The 21,393-nt window shown below is 37.9% G+C and carries 16 protein-coding genes and 1 pseudogene; all 17 read right to left on the bottom strand.

Going from position 1 to position 21,393, the window contains the following annotated elements; all coding sequences use genetic code 11:
- Window positions 1-84: 84 nt before the first annotated feature.
- The 17 genes and pseudogenes from ACYQ2D_RS14510 to ACYQ2D_RS14430 all read right to left on the bottom strand — a co-directional run bounded on the left by ACYQ2D_RS14510 (window position 85) and on the right by ACYQ2D_RS14430 (window position 21,340).
- Entirely contained in the window at window positions 85-1,140 is a 1,056-nt protein-coding gene (locus ACYQ2D_RS14510; protein WP_459785934.1) for a LacI family DNA-binding transcriptional regulator, read from the bottom strand.
- Between the two features lie 128 nt (window positions 1,141-1,268).
- Window positions 1,269-2,636, bottom strand: coding sequence for a melibiose:sodium transporter MelB (gene melB, locus ACYQ2D_RS14505; RefSeq protein ID WP_187558706.1), 1,368 nt, complete (start codon window positions 2,634-2,636; stop codon window positions 1,269-1,271).
- Window positions 2,637-2,858: 222 nt separating this feature from the next.
- On the bottom strand, window positions 2,859-4,946 hold the full coding sequence (locus tag ACYQ2D_RS14500; protein WP_187558705.1) for an alpha-galactosidase: 2,088 nt from the start codon (window positions 4,944-4,946) through the stop codon (window positions 2,859-2,861).
- Window positions 4,947-5,106: 160 nt separating this feature from the next.
- On the bottom strand, window positions 5,107-5,244 hold the full coding sequence (locus ACYQ2D_RS14495; protein WP_459785932.1) for a hypothetical protein: 138 nt from the start codon (window positions 5,242-5,244) through the stop codon (window positions 5,107-5,109).
- A gap of 450 nt (window positions 5,245-5,694) precedes the next feature.
- The gene (locus tag ACYQ2D_RS14490) at window positions 5,695-6,384 is read right to left on the bottom strand and encodes a GntR family transcriptional regulator (RefSeq protein WP_117457224.1); all 690 of its coding nucleotides are present in this window, start codon (window positions 6,382-6,384) and stop codon (window positions 5,695-5,697) included.
- A gap of 111 nt (window positions 6,385-6,495) precedes the next feature.
- Complete coding sequence (gene pepT, locus ACYQ2D_RS14485) at window positions 6,496-7,707, bottom strand: peptidase T (protein ID WP_118701130.1); 1,212 nt, start codon at window positions 7,705-7,707, stop codon at window positions 6,496-6,498.
- Window positions 7,708-7,799: 92 nt separating this feature from the next.
- Window positions 7,800-9,278, bottom strand: a pseudogene (locus tag ACYQ2D_RS14480) (peptide ABC transporter substrate-binding protein).
- A gap of 343 nt (window positions 9,279-9,621) precedes the next feature.
- Window positions 9,622-10,659 (bottom strand): ABC transporter ATP-binding protein, encoded by a 1,038-nt coding sequence (locus tag ACYQ2D_RS14475; protein ID WP_459785930.1) that lies wholly within the window; start codon window positions 10,657-10,659, stop codon window positions 9,622-9,624.
- Entirely contained in the window at window positions 10,652-11,710 is a 1,059-nt protein-coding gene (locus tag ACYQ2D_RS14470) for an ABC transporter ATP-binding protein (RefSeq protein ID WP_459785928.1), read from the bottom strand. The genes ACYQ2D_RS14475 and ACYQ2D_RS14470 overlap by 8 nt, the downstream gene beginning before the upstream one ends.
- Before the next feature lie 16 nt (window positions 11,711-11,726).
- Window positions 11,727-13,073, bottom strand: coding sequence for an ABC transporter permease (locus tag ACYQ2D_RS14465; RefSeq protein WP_459785926.1), 1,347 nt, complete (start codon window positions 13,071-13,073; stop codon window positions 11,727-11,729).
- Window positions 13,074-13,077: 4 nt separating this feature from the next.
- Window positions 13,078-14,019 carry an ABC transporter permease gene (locus ACYQ2D_RS14460; protein WP_118701135.1) on the bottom strand — a complete coding sequence of 314 codons (942 nt, stop codon included), beginning with the start codon at window positions 14,017-14,019 and terminating at the stop codon, window positions 13,078-13,080.
- Between the two features lie 265 nt (window positions 14,020-14,284).
- Window positions 14,285-15,283: a substrate-binding domain-containing protein gene (locus ACYQ2D_RS14455; protein WP_187558702.1), complete on the bottom strand. Its 999-nt coding sequence runs from the start codon at window positions 15,281-15,283 to the stop codon at window positions 14,285-14,287.
- A 9-nt stretch (window positions 15,284-15,292) separates the two neighbouring features.
- Window positions 15,293-15,934: a hypothetical protein gene (locus ACYQ2D_RS14450; RefSeq protein WP_459785924.1), complete on the bottom strand. Its 642-nt coding sequence runs from the start codon at window positions 15,932-15,934 to the stop codon at window positions 15,293-15,295.
- A complete protein-coding gene (locus ACYQ2D_RS14445) occupies window positions 15,924-17,657 on the bottom strand; it encodes a cache domain-containing sensor histidine kinase (protein WP_117457228.1) in 1,734 nt (577 codons plus the stop codon). The genes ACYQ2D_RS14450 and ACYQ2D_RS14445 overlap by 11 nt, the downstream gene beginning before the upstream one ends.
- Window positions 17,647-19,242 carry a response regulator gene (locus ACYQ2D_RS14440; protein ID WP_187558700.1) on the bottom strand — a complete coding sequence of 532 codons (1,596 nt, stop codon included), beginning with the start codon at window positions 19,240-19,242 and terminating at the stop codon, window positions 17,647-17,649. The genes ACYQ2D_RS14445 and ACYQ2D_RS14440 overlap by 11 nt, the downstream gene beginning before the upstream one ends.
- Window positions 19,243-19,377: 135 nt before the next feature.
- Complete coding sequence (gene melB / locus ACYQ2D_RS14435) at window positions 19,378-20,757, bottom strand: melibiose:sodium transporter MelB (protein WP_117457230.1); 1,380 nt, start codon at window positions 20,755-20,757, stop codon at window positions 19,378-19,380.
- 127 nt (window positions 20,758-20,884) lie between these two features.
- The gene (locus tag ACYQ2D_RS14430) at window positions 20,885-21,340 is read right to left on the bottom strand and encodes a helix-turn-helix domain-containing protein (RefSeq protein WP_459785922.1); all 456 of its coding nucleotides are present in this window, start codon (window positions 21,338-21,340) and stop codon (window positions 20,885-20,887) included.
- Between the last annotated feature and the right edge of the window lie 53 nt (window positions 21,341-21,393).

Raw genomic sequence — 21,393 nt, 5'->3', positions numbered from 1 at the left:
ACGTTTTCTAACTATATGGTAGCAAATAAATTTTTACCTGTCAACAAAATTTTACTAAATTTATTTATTTTTATAGTAAAATTTTTACTTATCATTATTTTCCTGCTTTTTGATACTTCCACGAATAACCAAACTACATGGAATGACAATTTTCCTTGGAAGTTTCTCTGCATTCCAGAATCTCTCAAGTGCAAACGTCGCCTCTTTTGCACTTTCTTTTAAATAAACCTCTATGGAATCAAGTGGAGGTGTACTGCTCTCAGAAAAGGTTGTATTATTATAAGTTACGATATTACAATCCCCAGGAACCAAGAAGCCATGTTCACGAATAGATTTCAAAATACCTGCTGCTGTAGCATCACTGGAAATAAAAAGTGCCTTGGGAGGTTTTTTATTTTTTTCTAAATAGCGTTCCATCGCCTCATAAGAACTTCCGGAATTCATCTCACAGTCAATCACCAGATTTTCATCAAACAGATTTCTGTTAATCATCGAATTTTTATAATAATAAAATCTCGGATCCATCGTAAGCATTTTCACCCTGTTATACGTATAAACTGCACCTGCATAGGCAACTCTCTCATATCCCATCTCATCAAAATGATTGAGCACCAGACGTATTGCCATATGATAGTTTGGAACAATACTGTAATACTTCATCTCATCCGGCGAGGAATCAATAAATACAATATTGGATGTATACTTTTCAAAACTGTGAATTTCTTCTGTTGTAAAACGTCCTATTGCCACTATTCCCTCTAAATTTCCATCACTGTTTTTCACAAAATTCCCATCACTGTTTCGATATAAACTTACTGTATTCCAGCCATTAGAAAAGCACTCTGCTTCTACCATATTTTTTAACATCATGTAATAAATATCATCCTGAAGCTGTTGCATTTCAAACATCTGTGCAATTCCTACCGTAATGTTTTTGCTGTTTTTAATCTTTTCCTGATTTCGAACTCTAGTATCCTTGTGCCTTTGAGATACTGAGCGATATCCCAACTCCACTGCAATTTTCGTCACTTTCTCTCTTGTTTCTGCCGCTACATTCAAAGTACTGTCGCCATTTAAAATTCTTGATACCGTTCCCTGAGATACACCGGCTTTTAATGCAATATCTTTTAATGTTGCCATAAGTTCCCCTTCCACAATATTTAAATTTTTACTAAAAATCTATTAAATTCATTAAAAACAGTTTATCACAAGAACTGCTGTAATGCAAAAAAACCGACTGAATAAGCCGGTTCTTTTGCGTTTTTATTCTAACTATTTTTCTTTTTATCCGTATTTACTTTTTTCAAAATTTCTTCCAGATAAGCGCCATCCAGCTTATATCCTTTTGCATAGATTACAAATGCAAGCACTGTAATGATGGTCGGAATCACTCCCATAAGAACTCTCATTCCCATGATAGTCGATGCAGACTGTTCTGCATTTGCAACATATCCTACAATTGTAAGACCCACACCGATGAACCATGCAGAAACAGCAGATGCGGTCTTAACAAGCAATGTCTGGAAGGAAGCAATAATACTTTCATTTCTGCTTCCAAGTTTCACTTCGCCATAATCAATGACATCGGCTAACATAACGGTTGTCGCACCTAATGTCAGACCCGAGCCCATTTTGTAAAGTACACCGCAGACTGCAATAATTACTACATTTTGCGGAGCAAAGAATCCGCTGATAACCAATCCTGCAAGACCAATTGCCGGACTGAAACTTGCGATTGCAAATACCTGTTTTTTGCTCAAATCTTTTGAAATCATTGGGAAAATAAACAGTGCCGCAATTTCCGCAAATTGAGAAGCCGTTGTGAAGATTGGATACAAGCTGTTGCTTCCTGCTACATATTTAAAGTAATAAATTGCAATACCACCTGCAAGCTGAACAACCAGATTGTAGCAAAGTACAACACCGATAAATACTTTTAACTGATCATTTCCAAGGATAACATGAATTGCATCTTTAATTGTTGTTCTTTCTGACTTTTTATCTGTTGTTTCATAACAACTGCGGTCTTTTACAAAAACAACTGTAATAACAGAAGTCAGTACAAAGATTACAGCAATTCCAATTGCCAGATAAAAATATCCTTTTGCATCATCGCCTTTTCCCAGCATGGAAACCAGTTTGATTGCAAATGCTCCCATTAACAGCCATGCAAGACTGGCAAAAATTCTCGGAATTACGGACATGGAATCTCTCTCTTCTTTTGTCCTTGAAAGAGAAGGAAGCATAGACCAATATGGGATATCAATAATGGTATAAGACATTCCCCAAAGGATATATATCACTGAAAAATAAGCATACATCGCAGTTCCTGTCATTCCAGCCGGTTTGTGGAACAAGAAGATAAGAATAATGGAGTTTACCACTGCTCCAATTAAAATCCATGGTCTGAATTTACCCCATTTTGTTTTAGTGTTATCAACAACAAATCCCATCATCGGGTCATTAAATGCATCCCAGATTCTGGCCACCAGAAACAGGTTACCGACAAACAAAGGTGTCAGTCCTACAGTATCTGTGAAATAAATCATCAGGAAATAAGAAATGATGGCATAGCACAAGTCTTTTCCAAGTGCACCGATACCAAATGAAAATTTACTAAAATTTGTTAACTTCATATGTGTTCTCCCTCGTAAGTTTTATTACTTTTATCATTCTCCAATGTAAAAAAGCAGGGGAATGCTTATCTGCAGTAAAGCGGACATTCGCAATCCGCTTCGCTACTTGCTCATGAACGCAGTCGCTTTGCGATCTGTCAGTGGGAGCTTTCAACTCCCACTGACAGAAGCATTCCCCTCACCCGCCGCTTAGTGCTCTGCGCACTTGAAGCGGTGGAATGCTTATCTGCGTTCAATTTCTTTAAATTGGATTAATGTACTTGCATAATCTCCTGTCAGACAAAGGTCAAAACCGTGCTGCATCAGATATGCACCACTCTTTTTAATTTCTTTTGTTTCAAGAATAACAGAATATACCGCCTCTTTTTTCAAGCCTCTTAATTTTACAGTCACTTTGCGGTGTCCGATTTTGGTCTGAGGAAGGAATGCGAAAACCAGTCCTTCTGCATCTTTTGTATATTCATAAAGATGATAGTCATTTTCAGAAGTATTTTGCAGACGGTAGAAATCTCCTTCCTGAATGATTGGTCTGATTTTCTTATAAAGTGCAATCATTTCTTTTGACAGATTGCTATCTTCCTCTGTAAATTTCAAAATATTACAGCCAATTCCAAGTGTTCCCATCATTGCACTGTGGAAACGGAATTTCATAGAAATCATACGATTTGAAATAAAATTCGGACAATCTGTTACCCAGGCACGCATTGCCTTGATTGGATAAATATAAGAATAACTGTCCTGAACAGTCAGACGATCATAAGCGTCTGTGTTATCACTGGTCCAGAAATCATCAAAAATCCCAAGGATTCCATAATCAATTCTTCCGCCACCAGAAGCACACGCTTCGAATAATACATTTGGATGCTTTTCTTTTAGTTTTTTCACAATATCATAGACTGCTTCGATATGTCGGTACCAGATATCTTTGTGAAGATTGGTCTGTGAAATTGGTCTGTTTGCATCCCATTTGATATAATCAATTTCATGATAAGAAAGCAGGTCATCTAACATTTGATAAACAAAATTCTGCACTTCCACTTTTGTCATATCCAGTACATACTGACCTCTTGAAGTATCACTTTCTCTTGTATCAAAGTGATAAATCCAATCTGGATGTTCAGCATAAAGTTTTGTTGGTGGATTTACCATTTCCGGCTCTACCCAGATACCAAATAAAAGTCCTAAAGATTTTACTTCTTTTATTAATTCATCTATACCATTTGGGAATTTTTCTTCATTGACATACCAGTCTCCCAGACCATTTTCAATGCCATTTCGTTCTCCAAACCATCCATCATCCACAACAAAAAGTTCTGCTCCAAGTTCCTGTGCTCTTTTTGCAAGCTTCTTTTGTTCCTCACAGGTAACACCAAATTCTGTTGCTTCCCAGGAATTATATAAAACCGGACGAAGCCCAGCTCTTAAGATAAAGTCTTTTGCAAAGTTATGAAGATTATGAGACATTGTTTCAAATCCACTATTTGAATAACCACAAATAATTGCAGGACTTGTGAATGTTTCTCCTGCCTGAAGCTTAAGACAAAAGTCGTGCGCATTTAAGCCCAGCTGCACCAACGTCTCACCATACGGTGTCTGCTCTACCACTCCACTGAAATTTCCGGTTCTGCGAAGCGCACCAAAATATACATCTCCACTTGTCTCCGTTGCATCTTTATCTAAAATAAAATATGGATTATGATTGTGAGAAGAGATTCCTCTTCGATTTTCAATTAAAATCTTTCCATAGCTTACCTTCTGTACAAACCTTTGCTGCTCAGCGCCCCAATGACCATGCACATTTGTAAAATTTAAGTCTTCATACGGAATATGAAACTGTCCACTCTGTAACTGCTCGACCTCCATTGCCTCATTGGATTCATTATGAAGCACTACAAAACGCTCCATCAAATCATACTTTTCATACACTTTATAATGTAATTCTATTTTCAAAGCATAATATTGATCCTTCAGTTCAAGAATCAGCTCATCATATGCTTCTGTTTTTTCAATTTGATATCCCACATACTCATATACAACTTCTCTGGTTCCATCTGCAAATGTTACTTTCAGACAATGCTCTTTATAACGCAGACTTCCGTAAACCGGAAATTCTTCTGGAGTAATCTCATAGACCGGGTCATTTGTAGATACCTCTGTCAACACCGGCATTTCAAAGTCCTCAACTGCTTCAATTCGCTTTCCCCAGTATAAGTGTCTCACTAAGCCCTGGTCGTCAATTCCAAACGCATAACTATTCGAAACTGTTTGTAACAAGAAAACATTTTTTGAATTGTTGATCACAATACTCATTTGCTCTTCCCCACTTCTTTTCTTTTAAAGTATCACTATTTTTCATTTCAGTAATAAATTTACCACAATTTTTTACTTTAAGTCAAACTCTTTTTACCATTGCTTTAGTAAAAATTTATCTATTTATTTTGTGAAATTTGCACAATAAATATTATTTTTTTTAATAACAAAAAAGACCCCTTTCGGAGTCTTTTCTCTTAACTTTTAAAATAGAAGCTGAAGTCCCATCACAATGTTCCACATATATGCACATGTCTTTTAATCCATCATATTCCCTGTCAAGTTCTGAAGTATCCATGCTGCTTCCTATCTGCTTACGAATTTCCCGAGCAAACTTTGAATTCTTCACAAATTTGCGGATAATTCCCTCAACTGCCGCATTAATCCTGTCCTCATTCCACTGTCTTTTATAAGTACAGCGGTGTCCGTTCACAAGCTTTCTATGTTTGAAGGCATATTTGATCTGTCTTCCAGTTTTTTCCTAGTGAATTGACAAATGCATAGATTCCATAATCTACACCTCCACGATTTTAAGCTATCCCGAAACATGAGACTATTCGATCACTTTTTAACAAAAAATCCCGAAGTTAAGTCAAGCGGATATTCGCAATCCGCTTTCGCTACTTGCTCATAACCAAATAGCTGCTACGCAGCTTATCAGAAAGGGCTTACCCCCTCCTGATACAAGCAAGTCCCCACCCTTGCTTATTGCTTTTTGCAATTAAAGCAGGGGACTTCCTTGATTTGGTTAAATTGCCATCATCCAGTTTTTTTCCAACTCTGTATCTTCATTTTCTTGTTCTTGTAAAATTCGGTAAATTGTTCTCCAATAGTGTTTTTTTACTTCCTGACAGATTTTTTCGCAATCTCCTTCTTTACAAGCTGCTAAAATTGCAAGATGATTTTCATACTGACGCTCCAAAATCTCTCCTTTATCTTTCAATAATTCATAGCCTGCCAAAAGATTACTGAAATATAACTCTTTCCATGCTTTTTCAAGACGCGGAAGTTTTGACATTATCACTAACTGCTCGTGAAATCGATTATCATATTCAAATACTTTGTCAAATTTTTCAATTGGAATATGTTTCATATGCTCCAAAATACTTTCCATTTTTCGAATCGTATCTTTCGGTATTTTTCCATTTAGCAAACGTATACTGACAATTTCATAATTTGTACGCAACAAATAAGCTTCATAAGAATCCATAAGAGAAAACCTTCTCACAGAACACCCCACGTTTCTTGTATACTCTACAAGCCCCTCAATTTCCAACTGGCGTAATGCCTCACGAATCGGTCCTCGACTGGTATGAAATTCCTGTGCCAGCTCCAGCTCCACGATCCGCTCTCCGGGACGAATCTGACGCTTCATAATTTTCGTTCGAATGGCATTTACTACGCTTTCTCTTAATGTTTTGTATAATAATTCACTCATATATCTCCTCTTACCACAAAGTGTTCTATGTGAATCCGTTACCACTGTAAAATTTATCACAAAGTATTTTACATGAATTTTCTTTCACTGTAAAGTTTTATCACAAAAACATCACATTTTTTTGATGATCTTCTTAACGATTTCTACGGATAAATCCATTCCTTCTACCGTTATGTGCTCAAATGGACCATGGAAGCCATCTCCACCGGTACCAAGATTCGGACATGGCAAACCTCGGAAACTCAGACGCGCACCATCTGTACCTCCTCGAATCGGAGAAACATCCGGTTCTACTCCTGCTTCTTTGCAAGCTGCTTTTGCATACTCAATTAACTGCATACATGGCTCAATCTTTTCTCTCATGTTACGATAAGATTCTTCGATTTTTACCTCTGCGGTTCCTTCTCCGTAAATAGCATTGATTTGCGCTACTGCCTGACGTAGTTTCTCCTGTTTTACATCAAATAATACCGGATCAAAATCACGAATAATATATTTCATCACAGCCTGCTCTACAGTCCCGTTAAATTCCATCAGATGATAAAATCCTTCATATCCTTCCGTCTTTTCCGGACACTCCGCTTTTGGAAGCATTCCGTGAAGTTCCATTGCAATGGTCTGCGCATTCTTCATAATATCTTTTGCGCTTCCCGGATGAACATTCACTCCATGCACAATGACTTCCGCACCGGCTGCATTAAAGTTTTCAAACTGAATCTCTCCTTCATGGCTACCATCTAAAGTATAACCGTAAACTGCGCCAAATTCGGAAAGTTTCAGGTAATCTGCTCCGCCTCCGACTTCTTCATCCGGTGTAAACGCAATACAGAGTTTTCCATGAGGAGTTTTTTCTTGCATCAGTTCTTCCACTACGGTAAGAATCTCTGCAATTCCGGCCTTATCATCTGCGCCAAGCAATGAAGTACCATCTGTTGTGATTAACGTTCTTCCTTTATAACTGCTTAATCTTGGAAAATCTTTTACCGTAAGCACTTTTCCAGAAGTACCAAGTTCGACATCTTTCCCATCATAATTTTCAATCAGCTGTGGCTTTACATCACGTCCATTATAATCCGGAGCTGTATCCAAGTGTGCGATTAAGCCAAGTGCCGGAACTGCCTCCATACCCTCGGTAGCAGGAAGATAGCCATACACATATCCATATTCATCCATTTTTACGTCTGAAAGTCCCAGTGCTTTCATCTCTTCTACAAGAAGCGCTCCAAGATCCAGTTGTCTTTTTGTTGTCGGAACACTCTTGCTGTTTTCATCACTTGCAGTCCAAACTGCAATATATTTTAAAAAACGTTCATAAGCTTTCATCTTATTTTTTCCTCTTCATTTTCAATTCTTATTAGAAAAATACAGCCCGGAGTTCAATGTCCGGGCTGTTTCATTATCATAACAAATTTTTATTACTGATGGGTATATCCAAAGAAGAAGTATCCCAGTGGACAGCAATATAAACCTTTGATGCCATCTGCCAGCATGTATTTCTGAGTATAGAAGTAAATTGGAGCTAATACACTATCTTCACCAACCAGTTTATCTTCTGCCTGATGTAACAGTTCCATACGTTTGCTGGTATCTGTTTCTGCTTTTGCTTGTGCAATCAGGCTATCATAGTCACTGTTAGAATACTGACAATCGTTATTTCCTCCGCCAGTCAGCCACATATCCAGGAAGGACATTGGATCATTGTAGTCAGCGATCCAGCTGTTACGTGCGATAGAATAATCTCCGTCTTTACGTGTCTGCAGGAATGCAGCCCATTCCTGGTTGTTTAATGTTACGGTTACACCAAGTTCATTTTCCCACATAGACTGCAGTGCTTCTGCTACTGCTTTGTGAGCATCACTTGTGTTGTACAGATATTCTACAACCGGGAAGCCCTCACCGTTTTCATATCCTGCTTCAGCAAGCAGTTTTCTTGCTTCTTCACAGTTCGCTTCATAGTCTGCATCTGTAGGTTTATAATAATCTCCACCAACTGTACGGAAGTCATCTCCGTCAGTGCCTTCTGCGTCATAGATACCAGCCGGAACGAATCCACCTGCTTCTACCTGTCCGGACTGTGTTACCTGGTTTACAATATAAGTACGGTCAATTGCCAGAGAGAATGCTTTACGAACTTTCGGATCGTTAAATGGCTCTTTCTCTGTCTGGAAACATACATAATAAGTTCCGATATAGTCTACGATTTTCATATCGCCGGAAGCGATCAAACTTGTAATTTCTGCCTGAGGCGCATCCTAGATGAAATCTAATTCGCCGGATTTAAATCCGGATAACATTGCGTTCTGGTTGTCCATTAATTTGAAAGTAATGGTTTCCGGTCCCAGATTTTCAAAATCATAGTAGTTTTCGTTCTTTTCTACTACGATCTGAGAGTTGTGTGTCCACTCTTTCATTTTGTAAGCACCGTTAGATATATAAGTATCAACGTTGAATGTCCACTGATCTCCGCCTTTTTCGATCATGTCCTGACGTACCGGCATCATAGCAGGGAACGCACATAATTCTTCAAAGTAAGGTAAATCATTTACTAAAGTTACTTCAAATGTTTTGTCATCTACTGCTTTAACAGCCAGTTCATCTGCTGATTTGTTACCATCGATAATATCCTGTGCATTTACAACACAGTCTAACATATAACTGTAGTCTGCTGCGGTTTCTGGGTTTACCAGACGTTTCCATGCATATTCAAAATCATTTGCTGTTACATCCTGTCCATCGGACCATTTGATTCCATCACGAAGTTTAAATGTATAAGTTACAGTTCCGTCATCATTTGCTACTTTTTCATAACTTTCTGCCTGTCCAGGAACCAGTGCAGCACTGTTTGCAGTACCATCAGAACCATTTGTCTCTTTTCCACTGTCTTCCCATTTCATCAGACCTTCAAATAAGTGATGAGCCATTGTTCCGGCATCTAAAGAAGTACTTAATGTCGGATCCATTGTCTGTGGCTCAGAAGCCAGGTTTACTGTGATGTTAAACTCTCCATCACTTGCGGTGTCTTTTTTTTCTGCATCGTCTGCCACATCTTCTTTCTTAGCTGCACCGTCATCCTTCGCTGTACTGCTTCCGCAGCCTGCAAGCATAGATACTGTAAATGTTGCAGCTAACAGGATAGATAAAACTTTTTTCTTCATATCTTCTCTCCTTTTCTTCTTTTATTGATAAACAGGAATCCCTGTATTATCCATGTGAGAACAGCTCGTTTCCCCGTGTTACTTACCGTTCCAAAAGGTGGCACGCCACCCAGTGTTCTTTTTCATACTCTTTAAATTTCGGCACCTCTTGCTTACATCTCTCTGTAGCATATGGGCAGCGAGTATGGAAACGACAGCCACTTGGAGGATTCATTGGAGATGGAATATCACCTTCTAATACAATTCGCTGTCGATTTTTGCTCACCTGCGGATCCGGAACCGGAACTGCTGAAAGCAAGGTTTTCGTATATGGATGTAATGGATTACGGTTCAACTCATAACTTTCTGCAAGCTCTACCATTGTTCCAAGATACATAACACCAATACGATGTGAAATATGTCTTACAACCGATAAGTCATGCGCAATGAACAAATAGGTCAATCCCAATTCCTGCTGCATATCTTCCAGCATATTAACAACCTGAGACTGAATGGATACGTCCAATGCAGAAATCGGTTCATCACATACAATAAACTCCGGATTTACTGCTAATGCCCGGGCAATACCTACACGCTGCTGCTGTCCACCGGAGAACTCGTGTGGATAACGATTCGCATGCTCAGTGTTTAAGCCTACATGGCTAAGTAACTCTTTGATTCTGTCGGTTCGATCTTTTTGATTCGGACATAGCTTGTGAATGTCCAATGCTTCACCGATAATTTCTCCAACTGTCATACGTGGATCCAAGCTGGCAGATGGATCCTGGAAAATGATCTGCATCTTCCGACGATATGGAAGCATATTTACCTGTTTTGCTTTTGGAACTTTCACCGGATGAAGAATTCCATTTTCATCTCTTTTCCAAGGATCTTGTCCTTCAAAAATCGTCTCTCCATCATATACAATTTTTCCGGAAGTCGGATTATATAACTGTAATACGGTACGACCAAATGTTGTTTTTCCACAACCGGATTCGCCTACCAGACCAAGTGTCTCTCCTCTTTTTACTTCAATGGAGATATCTTCTACAGCCTGCACTCCAGGTCCTTTAACACCTTTGATTGGGAAATATTTTTTCAGGTGCTCAACCTGAACAAGAGTATCTTTTTTCTCACTCATGGTTGTCTGCCTCCATTTTTTCATTATTATTTTTTGCTGCTTCTTTTTGTGCTTTAATCTGCTCCTGTACGCACAACCAACATGCTGATCTGTGATTTTCTCCTAATTCTACATATGGCGGCATTTTCTGTAAGCAAATTTTCATCGCGCTTTCACAACGAGGTGCAAACGGGCATCCTTCCGGCGGGTTTAACATATCAATTGGTGTTCCTTCAATTGGAATCAGTCGCTCATAGCTATCCGCATCGACACGAGGCATAGAGCGAAGCAGTCCTCTGGTATAAGGATGACCCGGCGCATAGAAAATATCTTCTACCGTTCCCTGCTCTACAATCTTACCTGCATACATAACAGATACTTTGTCACAGATTTCTGCTACAACACCAAGGTTATGGGTAATAAAAATAATACCCATTCGGTTTGTTTTCTGAAGTTTTTTCATTAATTCCAGAATCTGCGCCTGAATTGTTACATCAAGCGCTGTAGTCGGTTCATCCGCAATCAGAAGCTTTGGATGACAAATCAACCCCATTGCGATCATAACACGCTGACGCATACCACCGGAAAGTTCATGTGGATACTGCTTCATACGTTTTTCTACATTGTTGATACCAACTTCTTCCAGCATTTCCATCGCACGTTTCTGTGCTTCTTCTTTGCTGATGCTTTTATCATGCGCTTTTAAAGCCTCCATCAGCTGATTTCCAATCGTATAGACCGGATTCAAGCAGGTCATTGGATTCTGGAAAATCATTGCTACTTCGCTTCCACGGAAATCTACCATTTCTGACGGAGTTTTTGCCAATACGTCCTGACCTTCAAATGTGATAGAGCCACCGATTACTTTTCCCGGATTTTGTAACAATCCAATGATAGAATATGCTTCCACACTCTTTCCGGATCCGGATTCCCCTACCACACCCATTACTTCATTATAATCTAAATCATAACTGATTCCATTTACTGCTTTTACCTCTCCTGCCGGAGTGAAGAAAGAAACCTGGAGATCTCTGACTTCTAACAGCTTGTCAGTTTTATTATTCTGTTCCATTACGTCTCTCCCTTTCTTATTTTTTCAGTTTCGGATCTAATGCATCACGCAGACCGTCACCAAACAGGTTCAAAGACAGGATCATAACACTTAAGATCACTGCCGGAATGAGCAGTCGGTACGGATAGGTGCTTAATCCGCTTAATGCTTCGGAACACATGGAACCCAGACTGGTAAGCGGAGCAGATACACCAACACCCAGGAAAGATAAGAAAGATTCCAGGAAAATTGCGGATGGAATCTGCAAGAAGGTTGTTGTAACAATCTGTCCGATACAGTTCGGAAGCAGATGTTTACTAATGATACGTCCACCTTTCGCACCCAGTGCTCTTGCTGCTGTTACATATTCCTGCTGTTTTAACTGTAAAATCTGACCACGGATAATACGACTCATGGTTACCCAATATAACAGACCAAATGCAATAAACATAGAAATCAGGTTCGGTCCAAGTAAAGTTACCAGACGCTGTAAAACACCATCACCAGAATTCTGGAACTGTTCCAGAGCCGGTTTTAAAGTTGCAGAGAGCAACAAGATAATCAGCATCTCCGGAATAGAGTAAATAATTTCTACAATTCGCTGCATAACACTATCGACTACACCACCGCAGTAACCGGAAATGGATCCGTAAATTGCACCAATGATCAATACTAAGATTGCTGCACAAATACCTACGATAATGGATACTCTGGCACCAACCATAACACGCACCATAATATCACGGCCCTGATCATCGGTACCAAACACATGAGGGAATACTTTCTCTCCGGCTGCTTTCTTTTCTAATTCTACATTCGAATATCCAAACATACTATGTTTGATTTTCAGTGCTTTTGCTGCATCTTCTTCTGTCACTTCTTCACTTTCAGCTTCCTGCTGAGATACATTTGCTTTTGCACGAATTTTTGCTTCATCCACACGAGATAAGGTTTCACCTTTGGCTTCTGCCTCTTTACGTGCTTTTTCTACTGCTTCATCCGGTGTCAGGTTTCCTGCACCGTTATGTTCTTCCATATAAGCATTGATTTTTTCCTGTTCTTTCAGGCTGTAATGCCAAGGATGCAACGCTTCAGAACCACGAATCTGCTGTTTATAAGTATATGGTACAATAGATGGTCCTACAAACGCAAAAAGCGCCAGCAGGATAATAATTACCAATGCAACCATTGCAACGGTATTTTTACGAAGACGTCTCCATGCATCTTTCCAATAAGACACACTTTTGCGTTCCTGAATAAAATTCTCTTTCTCTTCAGAGGTTGCCGGTTCAAACGCATCTGCCGGCAAATCATTCCACTGGAGGATATCCTCAATATTCGGCTGAAGAGAACCTGGTTTATGATATCTTTTCTTTTCAGACATTACCTTAATTTCCTCCCTTTGCCAGATTGATACGCGGATCGACCAGTTTATAACATATGTCTACGAGCAAGTTCATGATGATAATAAATGCTGCCAGGAAAATAGTTGTTCCCATAATTAACGGATAGTCACGATTCTGAATTGCCTGTACAAAATATCTTCCCAGTCCCGGAATAGAGAATACGGTCTCTACAACCAAACCGCCGCAAAGTGTAAATGCGATCTGTGGTCCCAAATAAGTAATAACCGGAATTAATGCATTACGTAATGCATGTTTGAAAATAATTTTACTATTCTTCAAACCTTTTGCTCTTGCTGTTTTAATATACTCCTGATTGATTGCATCCAACATAGATGTTCTGGTCTGTCTGGACAAATAGCACATCGGATAAAAACCAAGGGCTACACACGGCAACACATAACTTTGCGGAGTACCATCAAACAACGCCGGGAAAACTTTGATTCCCTCAACACCACCACAGAATGTATGTAATAATAAAGTTGCAACTACAAACCCCGGCATGGAAATACCGATAGTACACAGCACTCGCAGAAAACTGTCAATCCAAGTTCCTCTCTTAAATGCTGCAAGACATCCCAACGGAATGCCTAAAAGCACTGCCCATAAAAGAGCAAGGCTACCTACTTTTGCAGATACCGGGAACATTTCTTTGATAATTCCCAGAACCGGACGGTTCTTCTGCATCTTGATGGAAGTTCCAAAATCTCCCTGTGCCAAGTTTTTCAGATACTTGCCCAGCTGAACATACATAGGCTGATCCAGTCCGTATTTTGCATTCAATGCCTGGATTGTCGCCTCAGACGGTGTTTTTTCTGATAACCATGGATTACCCGGAATCGCATTCATCAAAAAGAACGTAATACAAGCAACAAGCAGCAATGTAACAAATGCCATACAGATTCTTCGTATTGTGTATTTTGTCATCTTCTATACCTTTCCTCTCTTTCTCATCTCTCCTGTCGATGTAAAGCGGACATTCGCAATCCGCTTTGCTACTTGCTCATGAACGCAGATAAGCATTCCCCCACTTCAAGTGCGCAGAGCACTAAGCGGCGGGTAAGGGGGATGCTTATCTGCGTTCAAATTGTAAATTGTCGACAATATGACAATATTATACCCATTTTAACGCATTAATGTCAAGATAAAACAACCATTTTTATATTTTCTCTCCCACACAATTGTGCGTATATTATGGACATTTACGTTTTATAATCTCATACGGCTCGCTATACCAAATTTTTGGCTCATCTGCTTCATTTTTTTCTAAAACTTTCCTCATTAAGCCATCTATTTTTTCCACCTGATCTTCTACATTATTATCCACTGTCCCATAGATTTCGCCACTTAAGACCTTTTCATTCATTTCCTGACTATTATTGATTCCAAGAATTACCGGCACATCTAATTGATTGGCTTTGTAATAATCATAGATTCCAAGTGCCATGTCATCATTATTGCAAATAATAACTTCTGTATCTTGAATCATCACTTCCTCAAGCGCTGCGAACTTTTCAAATGCAAGTTCTCGTTTCCAATCTGCTGAAAGATTTTGTAGCTGATTTAATGGCAATTCTTTACTTGTTTCTAAAAATCCATTGGTCCTTCGAATCGTATCATAATGAGATTCTTCTCCTTCTACCAAGATATACTCTATCTTTCCGTTTTGATTCTTATCTACCGTCTCTTGCTGTTTTTCCCAAAGCTGTGCTAACATCTTTGCCTGGATTTTCCCGGCTGCTTCCGCATCTGTCCCTACATACCACACATCCTTTTTTATTTCCAAATCTTTTTCTTCCACTTCTCGATTAAATAGGATTACAGGTGTCTTAGACTCATTTAACTCATTTAAAACCCTGGCTGCAAATGATGGTTCAAGCAGATTAACAAGCACTAAGTCATATTCTTGTGCATACATATACTGTAACTGTTTCTCCTGCTGTGTGCTAATTCCTCTCGCATCATAAATTTCATATGATACTTTTTTTCCTGCTATATTATGCTCTTCAATCTGCTCTTGTAGTTCCTCTATATAGCTTTCAATAAAGGAATCTCCTAAATCATAGACGGCAATTCCCACATGAAAATACAAATCCTCTCTTTTTTGTAGCTTCCAAACCACAATAAACACCAATAATACCAGAATTAAGCCTATTAATATCATATTGTATCGTTTTGTTTGCTTTTTCATCACATTCCTCTAATCTACTAATAAAGCATCCAAGCTTCCATCACCCAGGGTTTCTTTGTTTAACTCGATTGGATTTATGCAAATGGTGCCCAACTGCTTTTGCTTTCCATATTTTGCAATCATATACATACTCTCATAGCCAAGCTGATACGTGTTTTCTAGATAAATATTTTCTTTTTTGCCATTTGCTATTGTTTCTAAAACGGATTTCTCAATCGGTAAACGGACTGTTTCTGCCTTTATCTCTGCAAACGTTGCATAATTTTTAAAAGACTCCTGCATGGTATCCGTAATTGCCAATACGTCTTCATAAGTATCCCCATCTTTTTGCTTTTTTAAATACTTTTCCGGATAAACTAACAGAATTCCTATAGAATGATTTTTCCTTTCTTCTTCTGCTAATTGCTGCAATTCTTTTGCACTCATCTGACTTCGATACCACGTATCAAGCTGTATCTGATTTTCATAGGCATAATCTCGGATTCCTTCTTGCAGCATACTTATGTCCTGTTGCGGCAGTTTAGGAAATACAACCGCTATTCGCTGCGTCTTTTCTTTATAGGCGCGATTTTTCATAAATGAAATAGAAAACACTGCAATAAGAATCAACAAAATCATTAAAATGAGATGTTTCTTTTTACTAAGTTTCATCAAACTCCTCCATTTTGGGAATCGTAATTGTGGCAACGGTACCTTCATCTAGTTCACTTGCAATCGTAATTCCATAATTTTTCCCATAGATCAGCTGAATTCGTTCATTTACATTTCGCACTCCAATCCCAGACCCCCGCTTGCTTGAAATCACTTTATTGTGCATAATATAGTCCAGCTTTTCTGCTGTCATTCCAGGTCCATTGTCTGCTACTTCAATCTTGATTGCTCCCTCTTTTTCATAAATTCGGATTTCGATTTCCCCATCTTCATACATGCCTTCCATTCCATGATAAATTGCATTTTCAAGCAACGGCTGAATCGAAAGCTTCGGGCACAGATAGTTTAATAGATTTGGGTCTGCATTCACTTGAAATTCAAACTTATCCTTAAATCTAATATTTTGAATTGCCAGATAGCTGGTCGCATGCTCCAACTCTTTTTTTAACGGAATCATATCTTTTCCCTGACTTAAAGAAATACGAAAAAATTTAGCAAGTAAAGAAACCATCTCTCCAGCTCCATCATATTCTTCACTTCGAATCATCCAGATAATCGAATCTAGCGTATTATATAAAAAATGAGGATTAATCTGAGATTGTAACAATTTCTTTTCCATTCGCTGTTTTTCTTGCTCATTTCTTCTAATTTCTTCCATTTGTTCTTCCAGCTTGTCTGCCATAACGTTAAAATGTTTGATTAAATTTTTCAATTCCCCAACACCTTTTTCTTTTGCTCGCACCTTATAGCTTCCTGTTCCAAATTTTTCCATTGTATAAAGCAAGCGGTAAATCGGCTCTGTAAAATTTCGAAAAACAAGTGTATCAATAAAAGTCAAAATAATTCCTACTAAAAGTAAAGTCAACCAGGCAACAAAATGCAAACTATAATTTTCTGTCGCTAAACTTGATATTGAGTTTACTACGACAAGATTCCATCCTGTATACCCAATCTGCTGCTGCTCGATTAACCATCTTTGTCCTTCCATTTTTTGCATTACATAATTTTTATCAGTAAATGCAGTCTGAATTGTTTTTTCAGTATAAAGCCCTGATGCAATTTGCTTGTCAAACGGATGGTAAAGTAGCTGCCTTTTTGCATCTAAAAAATAGCAATACGAGGTTTTTTGATTTTGATATTGATTCAAAATTTCATCAATTGGAGCCATATTATATTCCAATAAAAGAACTCCTGATTTCATCGTTCCTTTTTCAAGATATTCCACATATCGACTAACTTCCAGAATATTTGCTTTTTTGCTCCAAATTAGCTTTTTTGTTCCATAATGAATCGTTTCAATGTTATTTTTAGCCTGTATAAACCAAGCTGTCGCTTCGGCATTTACATTTTCTGGTTCCAAAAATTCATCTGACTTCCAAATACATTTTCCATCCCCGTCATACAGCCCGATTCCATATATATTTTTTGATTCTGTAAGCAACTTTTGCTTAAGTTTTGCTTCAAATTCTGTACTTCCCACATCATATTTTTTAATTTCCTGGTAATAAATCTCATTTATCCACTCATTCATACTTCCGATTTCTGTTTCCAGATTCTGCACAAGAAACTTTTTTTGTTTATCTACTTTCTCTATTGCATTTTTTTGAAAATATTTAGAAAAATAAGAAGAAAACAAAATCATGCAACTAATCACGCAAACTGCAATTGACGCTGAGATCATAACCGGAACCAAAACTCGAATACTTACTTTTTTACTTTTCATCCATTGCTCCCAATTTTCTATATTTTACCGGTGATATGCCGCAATTTTTTTTAAATACATAGCTAAAATAATTTGGCTCCGGATAGCCCACCATCGTTCCAATCGCATGACTTTTATAATCCGTCTGTAACAACAATTTTTTCGCTTCTTCCATTCGCCTCCCAATCAAATAGTTTAAAAATGTGCCACCGGTTACCTGCTTAAACACTTTAGAAAAATAAGAAGTACTAACGTGTAGCTGATTGCATACAGACTCCACGCTCAGCTCCGGATTTTGAAAACTTTCTTCTACAATCTTTTTTGCATTTTCTGCCAGCACTACATTATTATCCACTTGCTTTTTCTGAATTAAAGAACGAATAAGCAAAAAATAATTCAAAAGCCAGTGATCCAATTCTTCTCCTGTACTTAATGAAAGAATTTTTACCGCCATCTTTTTCGTACCTGCAAATTCTGTATCCGAAGTAATCTGATATTTTTTATAAAACCTTGCAACTGAAAAAGAAATTTCTAAAATCACAATCTGATATTCATTTAATGTATAATGTCCTTTGTGAAGCCAACGAAGTAGCTCCTGTACCTGAACTTTTAGTTCTGCTTCTGTCATATATGGAATCTTCTTTCCAATCATCTCAACTTGTATGCTCCAGTCCTCTTCGACTTCCTGATGAGGCATAATATCGTTATAATACGTATAGTTTTCATCTAGCAATACCAAATTATAATCCAATGCTTCGAGTGCCTGCGCATACAATAGTGGCATTTCACTTAGGTTTTCACTACACCCACTGATTCCACAGGAAATTCTTGCACCAAAAAGACGTTCAATCATAACTTCCGCTTCTTGAATACTTCTTGTAATTTTTCCAATTTCATGTTTTTTTTCTCCGCCAAGTAAAAAAATCTCTTTCTCACCCATACCAAATTCATAGACATGTGCGATATTTTCCAGTGCTTCTTTTAACGTTTCTTTCATTGACCATTCATTTAAAAAGTCTTTTTCTTCTTCCTTTTGTATTTTCACTGCCACAATAGAATATGCCAAATCAAAAAAATCCAATTTTAAGTTTTTAATCTGCAATTCTCGCTCGGCCTCTTCCATCGGTTCCGTTACTAACTGAGAAAAAAATTGCTGTCGAAGTAAAGGCAGACTTTTGGTATACGCCTCTTCTAGTCGAACACGGTTAATTTTTTCATTATATTCTTGATCTAATTCTTCATGCATCTCCATTAATAATTTTTGCATTTCATTATAGTCAATCGGCTTCATGATATATTCTGAAACACCATAGCTGATTGCCAGACGCGCATATTCAAAATCATCCCAACCGGAGAACAAGATTACCTTTGTATTTATATAATTTTCCTGAATTTGTTTTGCCAACTCCAGACCATCCATAAACGGCATTTTAATATCACTTATCACAAGATCGGTATGAAATTCTTCCATTAATTCTAAAACTTCTTTTCCATTTTGTGCTGTTCCGACTACGGAAAATCCAAGCCTTTCCCAATCAAGCCCTTTTTGCATTCCATAAAGAATATTTGGCTCATCATCTGCTAAAATAATACGAAATGTTCTCACCAATTCCCCTCCTCTCTTTTTTTATGTACTCTCGGAATCTTTTCGATAGTACATTTTTATCATATCATATCAAAAGAACAGATTCAAAAAAATGAGCAGAAGAACCCCTTCTTCTACTCATTTTTATTTTTGTTTTTATTTTTCTGTGCCGTTTAATTTTGCCACAACTTTTTTCATAAATGCATCATTCAGTTTGTACTTACTCTTGTATACCACATAAGCAAGAATAACACCGATAGTCGGCACAACGCACATTAATACTCGAATGGAATTCTGTGTTGCCAAAGACTGCACTGCATTTGGAACATATCCGGTTAACTCCAGTACAAATCCGATTGCCAGTGCGGTAAATGCTGCAGTTAATTTTACAATTAACGTCTGCAGTGAAAATACAACACCTTCATTTCGATTTCCAAGTACATATTCACCATAATCTACAACGTCTGCTAAAAATACGGTTGCACATCCAAGCTCCAGACCGGTTCCTGTTTTTACAACAATACCTGCGATTGCTGTTAATGCAATATTATTCGGGCATACAATTCCGACGATCAAAAGCAAGATTAATCCGATTGGAGGCAAAACACATGCAACAAAGAATGCTTTCTCTCTGGATAAAATTTTTGTTACTTTTGGGAAAATCAGAAGTCCCACTACTTCTGCAACTGAAGCACTAATCATAAACGCAGATAACATGCCTGCATTGTTACATACATAACTAAAGTAATAGGTTGCAACTCCCATGATTGCCTGAATTGCCACATTATATAATAAAATTAACAATACAGCCCATCTTAACTGATCATTCTTTTTGATAACTGTAAAAATGTCTTTAAATTTCATTTTTTCTTTTTTCTCAACATTATGCTGAATTTTTGGAAGGTTTAACACACATACAGCCATTGTGAAAATAAAGGTTGCTGCAATGATCAACGCAAATCTATGATATCCTGTATAATTTCCACCGAGTCCTTTGATAATCTGTACACCAAACCCTGCAATGATCAACGACTGACCGATACTTGCAAAAATTCTCGGTAATACCGACACTTTTTCACGTTCTTCCGGATCAGATGTTAAGTTTGGAATTACTGACCAGTATGGGATGTCCATGATAGTATAAGTCATTCCCCATAACACATAAACAACGGATGCAAAAACACAAAGGCTTATGCCGGATAAATGAAAATCGGTAAATACAATTACAAATACAAATGCATTTATCAGCGTTCCGATTACAAGCCACGGTACAAACTTACCAAAACGGCTTCTTGTATTATCTACAACCATTCCCATAAATAAGTCATTAAATGCATCCCAGATCTTTGCCACAAAGAACATGGTTCCGATAAATGCCGGCGCGACTTTAATAATATCAGTAAAATAAATCATGGAAAATGTTGCTATCATTCCATATATTAAATCTTTTCCTAATGCGCCAAAGGCAAATGAATATTTTACTTTTCCGGGAATTTTTCCCTGATAAACGACACTGCTTTTACTGTTGTTCTCCATTCCTTTTCTCTCCTTTTGTGTTTTACATACAGTTTTTTAACCGTTGCTAAGTGTAACACTTTAGAATGGATATGAACATTTGATATTCTATTTAAAAACTATGAATTTCTATTTTAATTGCTATTTTTTACTCGTAAATCCAACCCTGCATCTCTCGAATATAAAATGCGATATGATAAGGCAATTTCTCTTCCGGCGTCTTTAATTCATTTCCCAAAATTTTTTTAATATTTCCAATCCGATATAATACGGTATTACGATGTGTATACATTTCAGAGGCTACCGCCTGAATGCTCCCATTGTGTTTTAGATACGCATGCAATGTTTCCACATAATTTGCATGGTATCTGCGGTCATGTTCTTCTAATGCTGCCAGACATTCCGCTTCCAATTCTTTTAATATCCCTTTGTCCTCTACCCTATACAGTAATCGAAATAAACCACATTCATCAAATTTTATTACTCGTTTTTTTTGCACGATCGCCATATGCGCTGCTACCTTTGCCCTATGATAGCTTACCGAAAGTTTGGAAATATCCATACACCTGCTTCCGACTCCCACGCACAGTTCGAGCTCCGGCATACGCCTCTCTCCTCTTTTTATAGCTCCTTCTATTAATTGGTACAAAAGTTCTT

It is taken from the genome of Blautia stercoris (assembly GCF_054657695.1).
Note: the sequence above shows the minus strand (reverse complement) of the source record. Positions and strands in the feature narration are given on the sequence as shown.

What these genes read in the sequence shown, in the direction of transcription:
- ACYQ2D_RS14465 (WP_459785926.1), bottom strand. Translation starts at nt 13,073, where the DNA reads ATGTCTGAAAAGAAAAGATATCATAAACCAGGTTCTCTTCAGCCGAAT.
- ACYQ2D_RS14490 (WP_117457224.1), bottom strand. Translation starts at nt 6,384, where the DNA reads ATGAGTGAATTATTATACAAAACATTAAGAGAAAGCGTAGTAAATGCC.
- melB (WP_117457230.1), bottom strand. Translation starts at nt 20,757, where the DNA reads ATGGAGAACAACAGTAAAAGCAGTGTCGTTTATCAGGGAAAAATTCCC.
- ACYQ2D_RS14510 (WP_459785934.1), bottom strand. Translation starts at nt 1,140, where the DNA reads ATGGCAACATTAAAAGATATTGCATTAAAAGCCGGTGTATCTCAGGGA.
- ACYQ2D_RS14455 (WP_187558702.1), bottom strand. Translation starts at nt 15,283, where the DNA reads ATGAAAAAGCAAACAAAACGATACAATATGATATTAATAGGCTTAATT.
- melB (WP_187558706.1), bottom strand. Translation starts at nt 2,636, where the DNA reads ATGAAGTTAACAAATTTTAGTAAATTTTCATTTGGTATCGGTGCACTT.
- ACYQ2D_RS14450 (WP_459785924.1), bottom strand. Translation starts at nt 15,934, where the DNA reads ATGAAACTTAGTAAAAAGAAACATCTCATTTTAATGATTTTGTTGATT.
- ACYQ2D_RS14470 (WP_459785928.1), bottom strand. Translation starts at nt 11,710, where the DNA reads ATGGAACAGAATAATAAAACTGACAAGCTGTTAGAAGTCAGAGATCTC.
- ACYQ2D_RS14445 (WP_117457228.1), bottom strand. Translation starts at nt 17,657, where the DNA reads ATGAAAAGTAAAAAAGTAAGTATTCGAGTTTTGGTTCCGGTTATGATC.
- ACYQ2D_RS14430 (WP_459785922.1), bottom strand. Translation starts at nt 21,340, where the DNA reads ATGCCGGAGCTCGAACTGTGCGTGGGAGTCGGAAGCAGGTGTATGGAT.
- ACYQ2D_RS14460 (WP_118701135.1), bottom strand. Translation starts at nt 14,019, where the DNA reads ATGACAAAATACACAATACGAAGAATCTGTATGGCATTTGTTACATTG.
- ACYQ2D_RS14500 (WP_187558705.1), bottom strand. Translation starts at nt 4,946, where the DNA reads ATGAGTATTGTGATCAACAATTCAAAAAATGTTTTCTTGTTACAAACA.
- ACYQ2D_RS14495 (WP_459785932.1), bottom strand. Translation starts at nt 5,244, where the DNA reads ATGGATACTTCAGAACTTGACAGGGAATATGATGGATTAAAAGACATG.
- pepT (WP_118701130.1), bottom strand. Translation starts at nt 7,707, where the DNA reads ATGAAAGCTTATGAACGTTTTTTAAAATATATTGCAGTTTGGACTGCA.
- ACYQ2D_RS14475 (WP_459785930.1), bottom strand. Translation starts at nt 10,659, where the DNA reads ATGAGTGAGAAAAAAGATACTCTTGTTCAGGTTGAGCACCTGAAAAAA.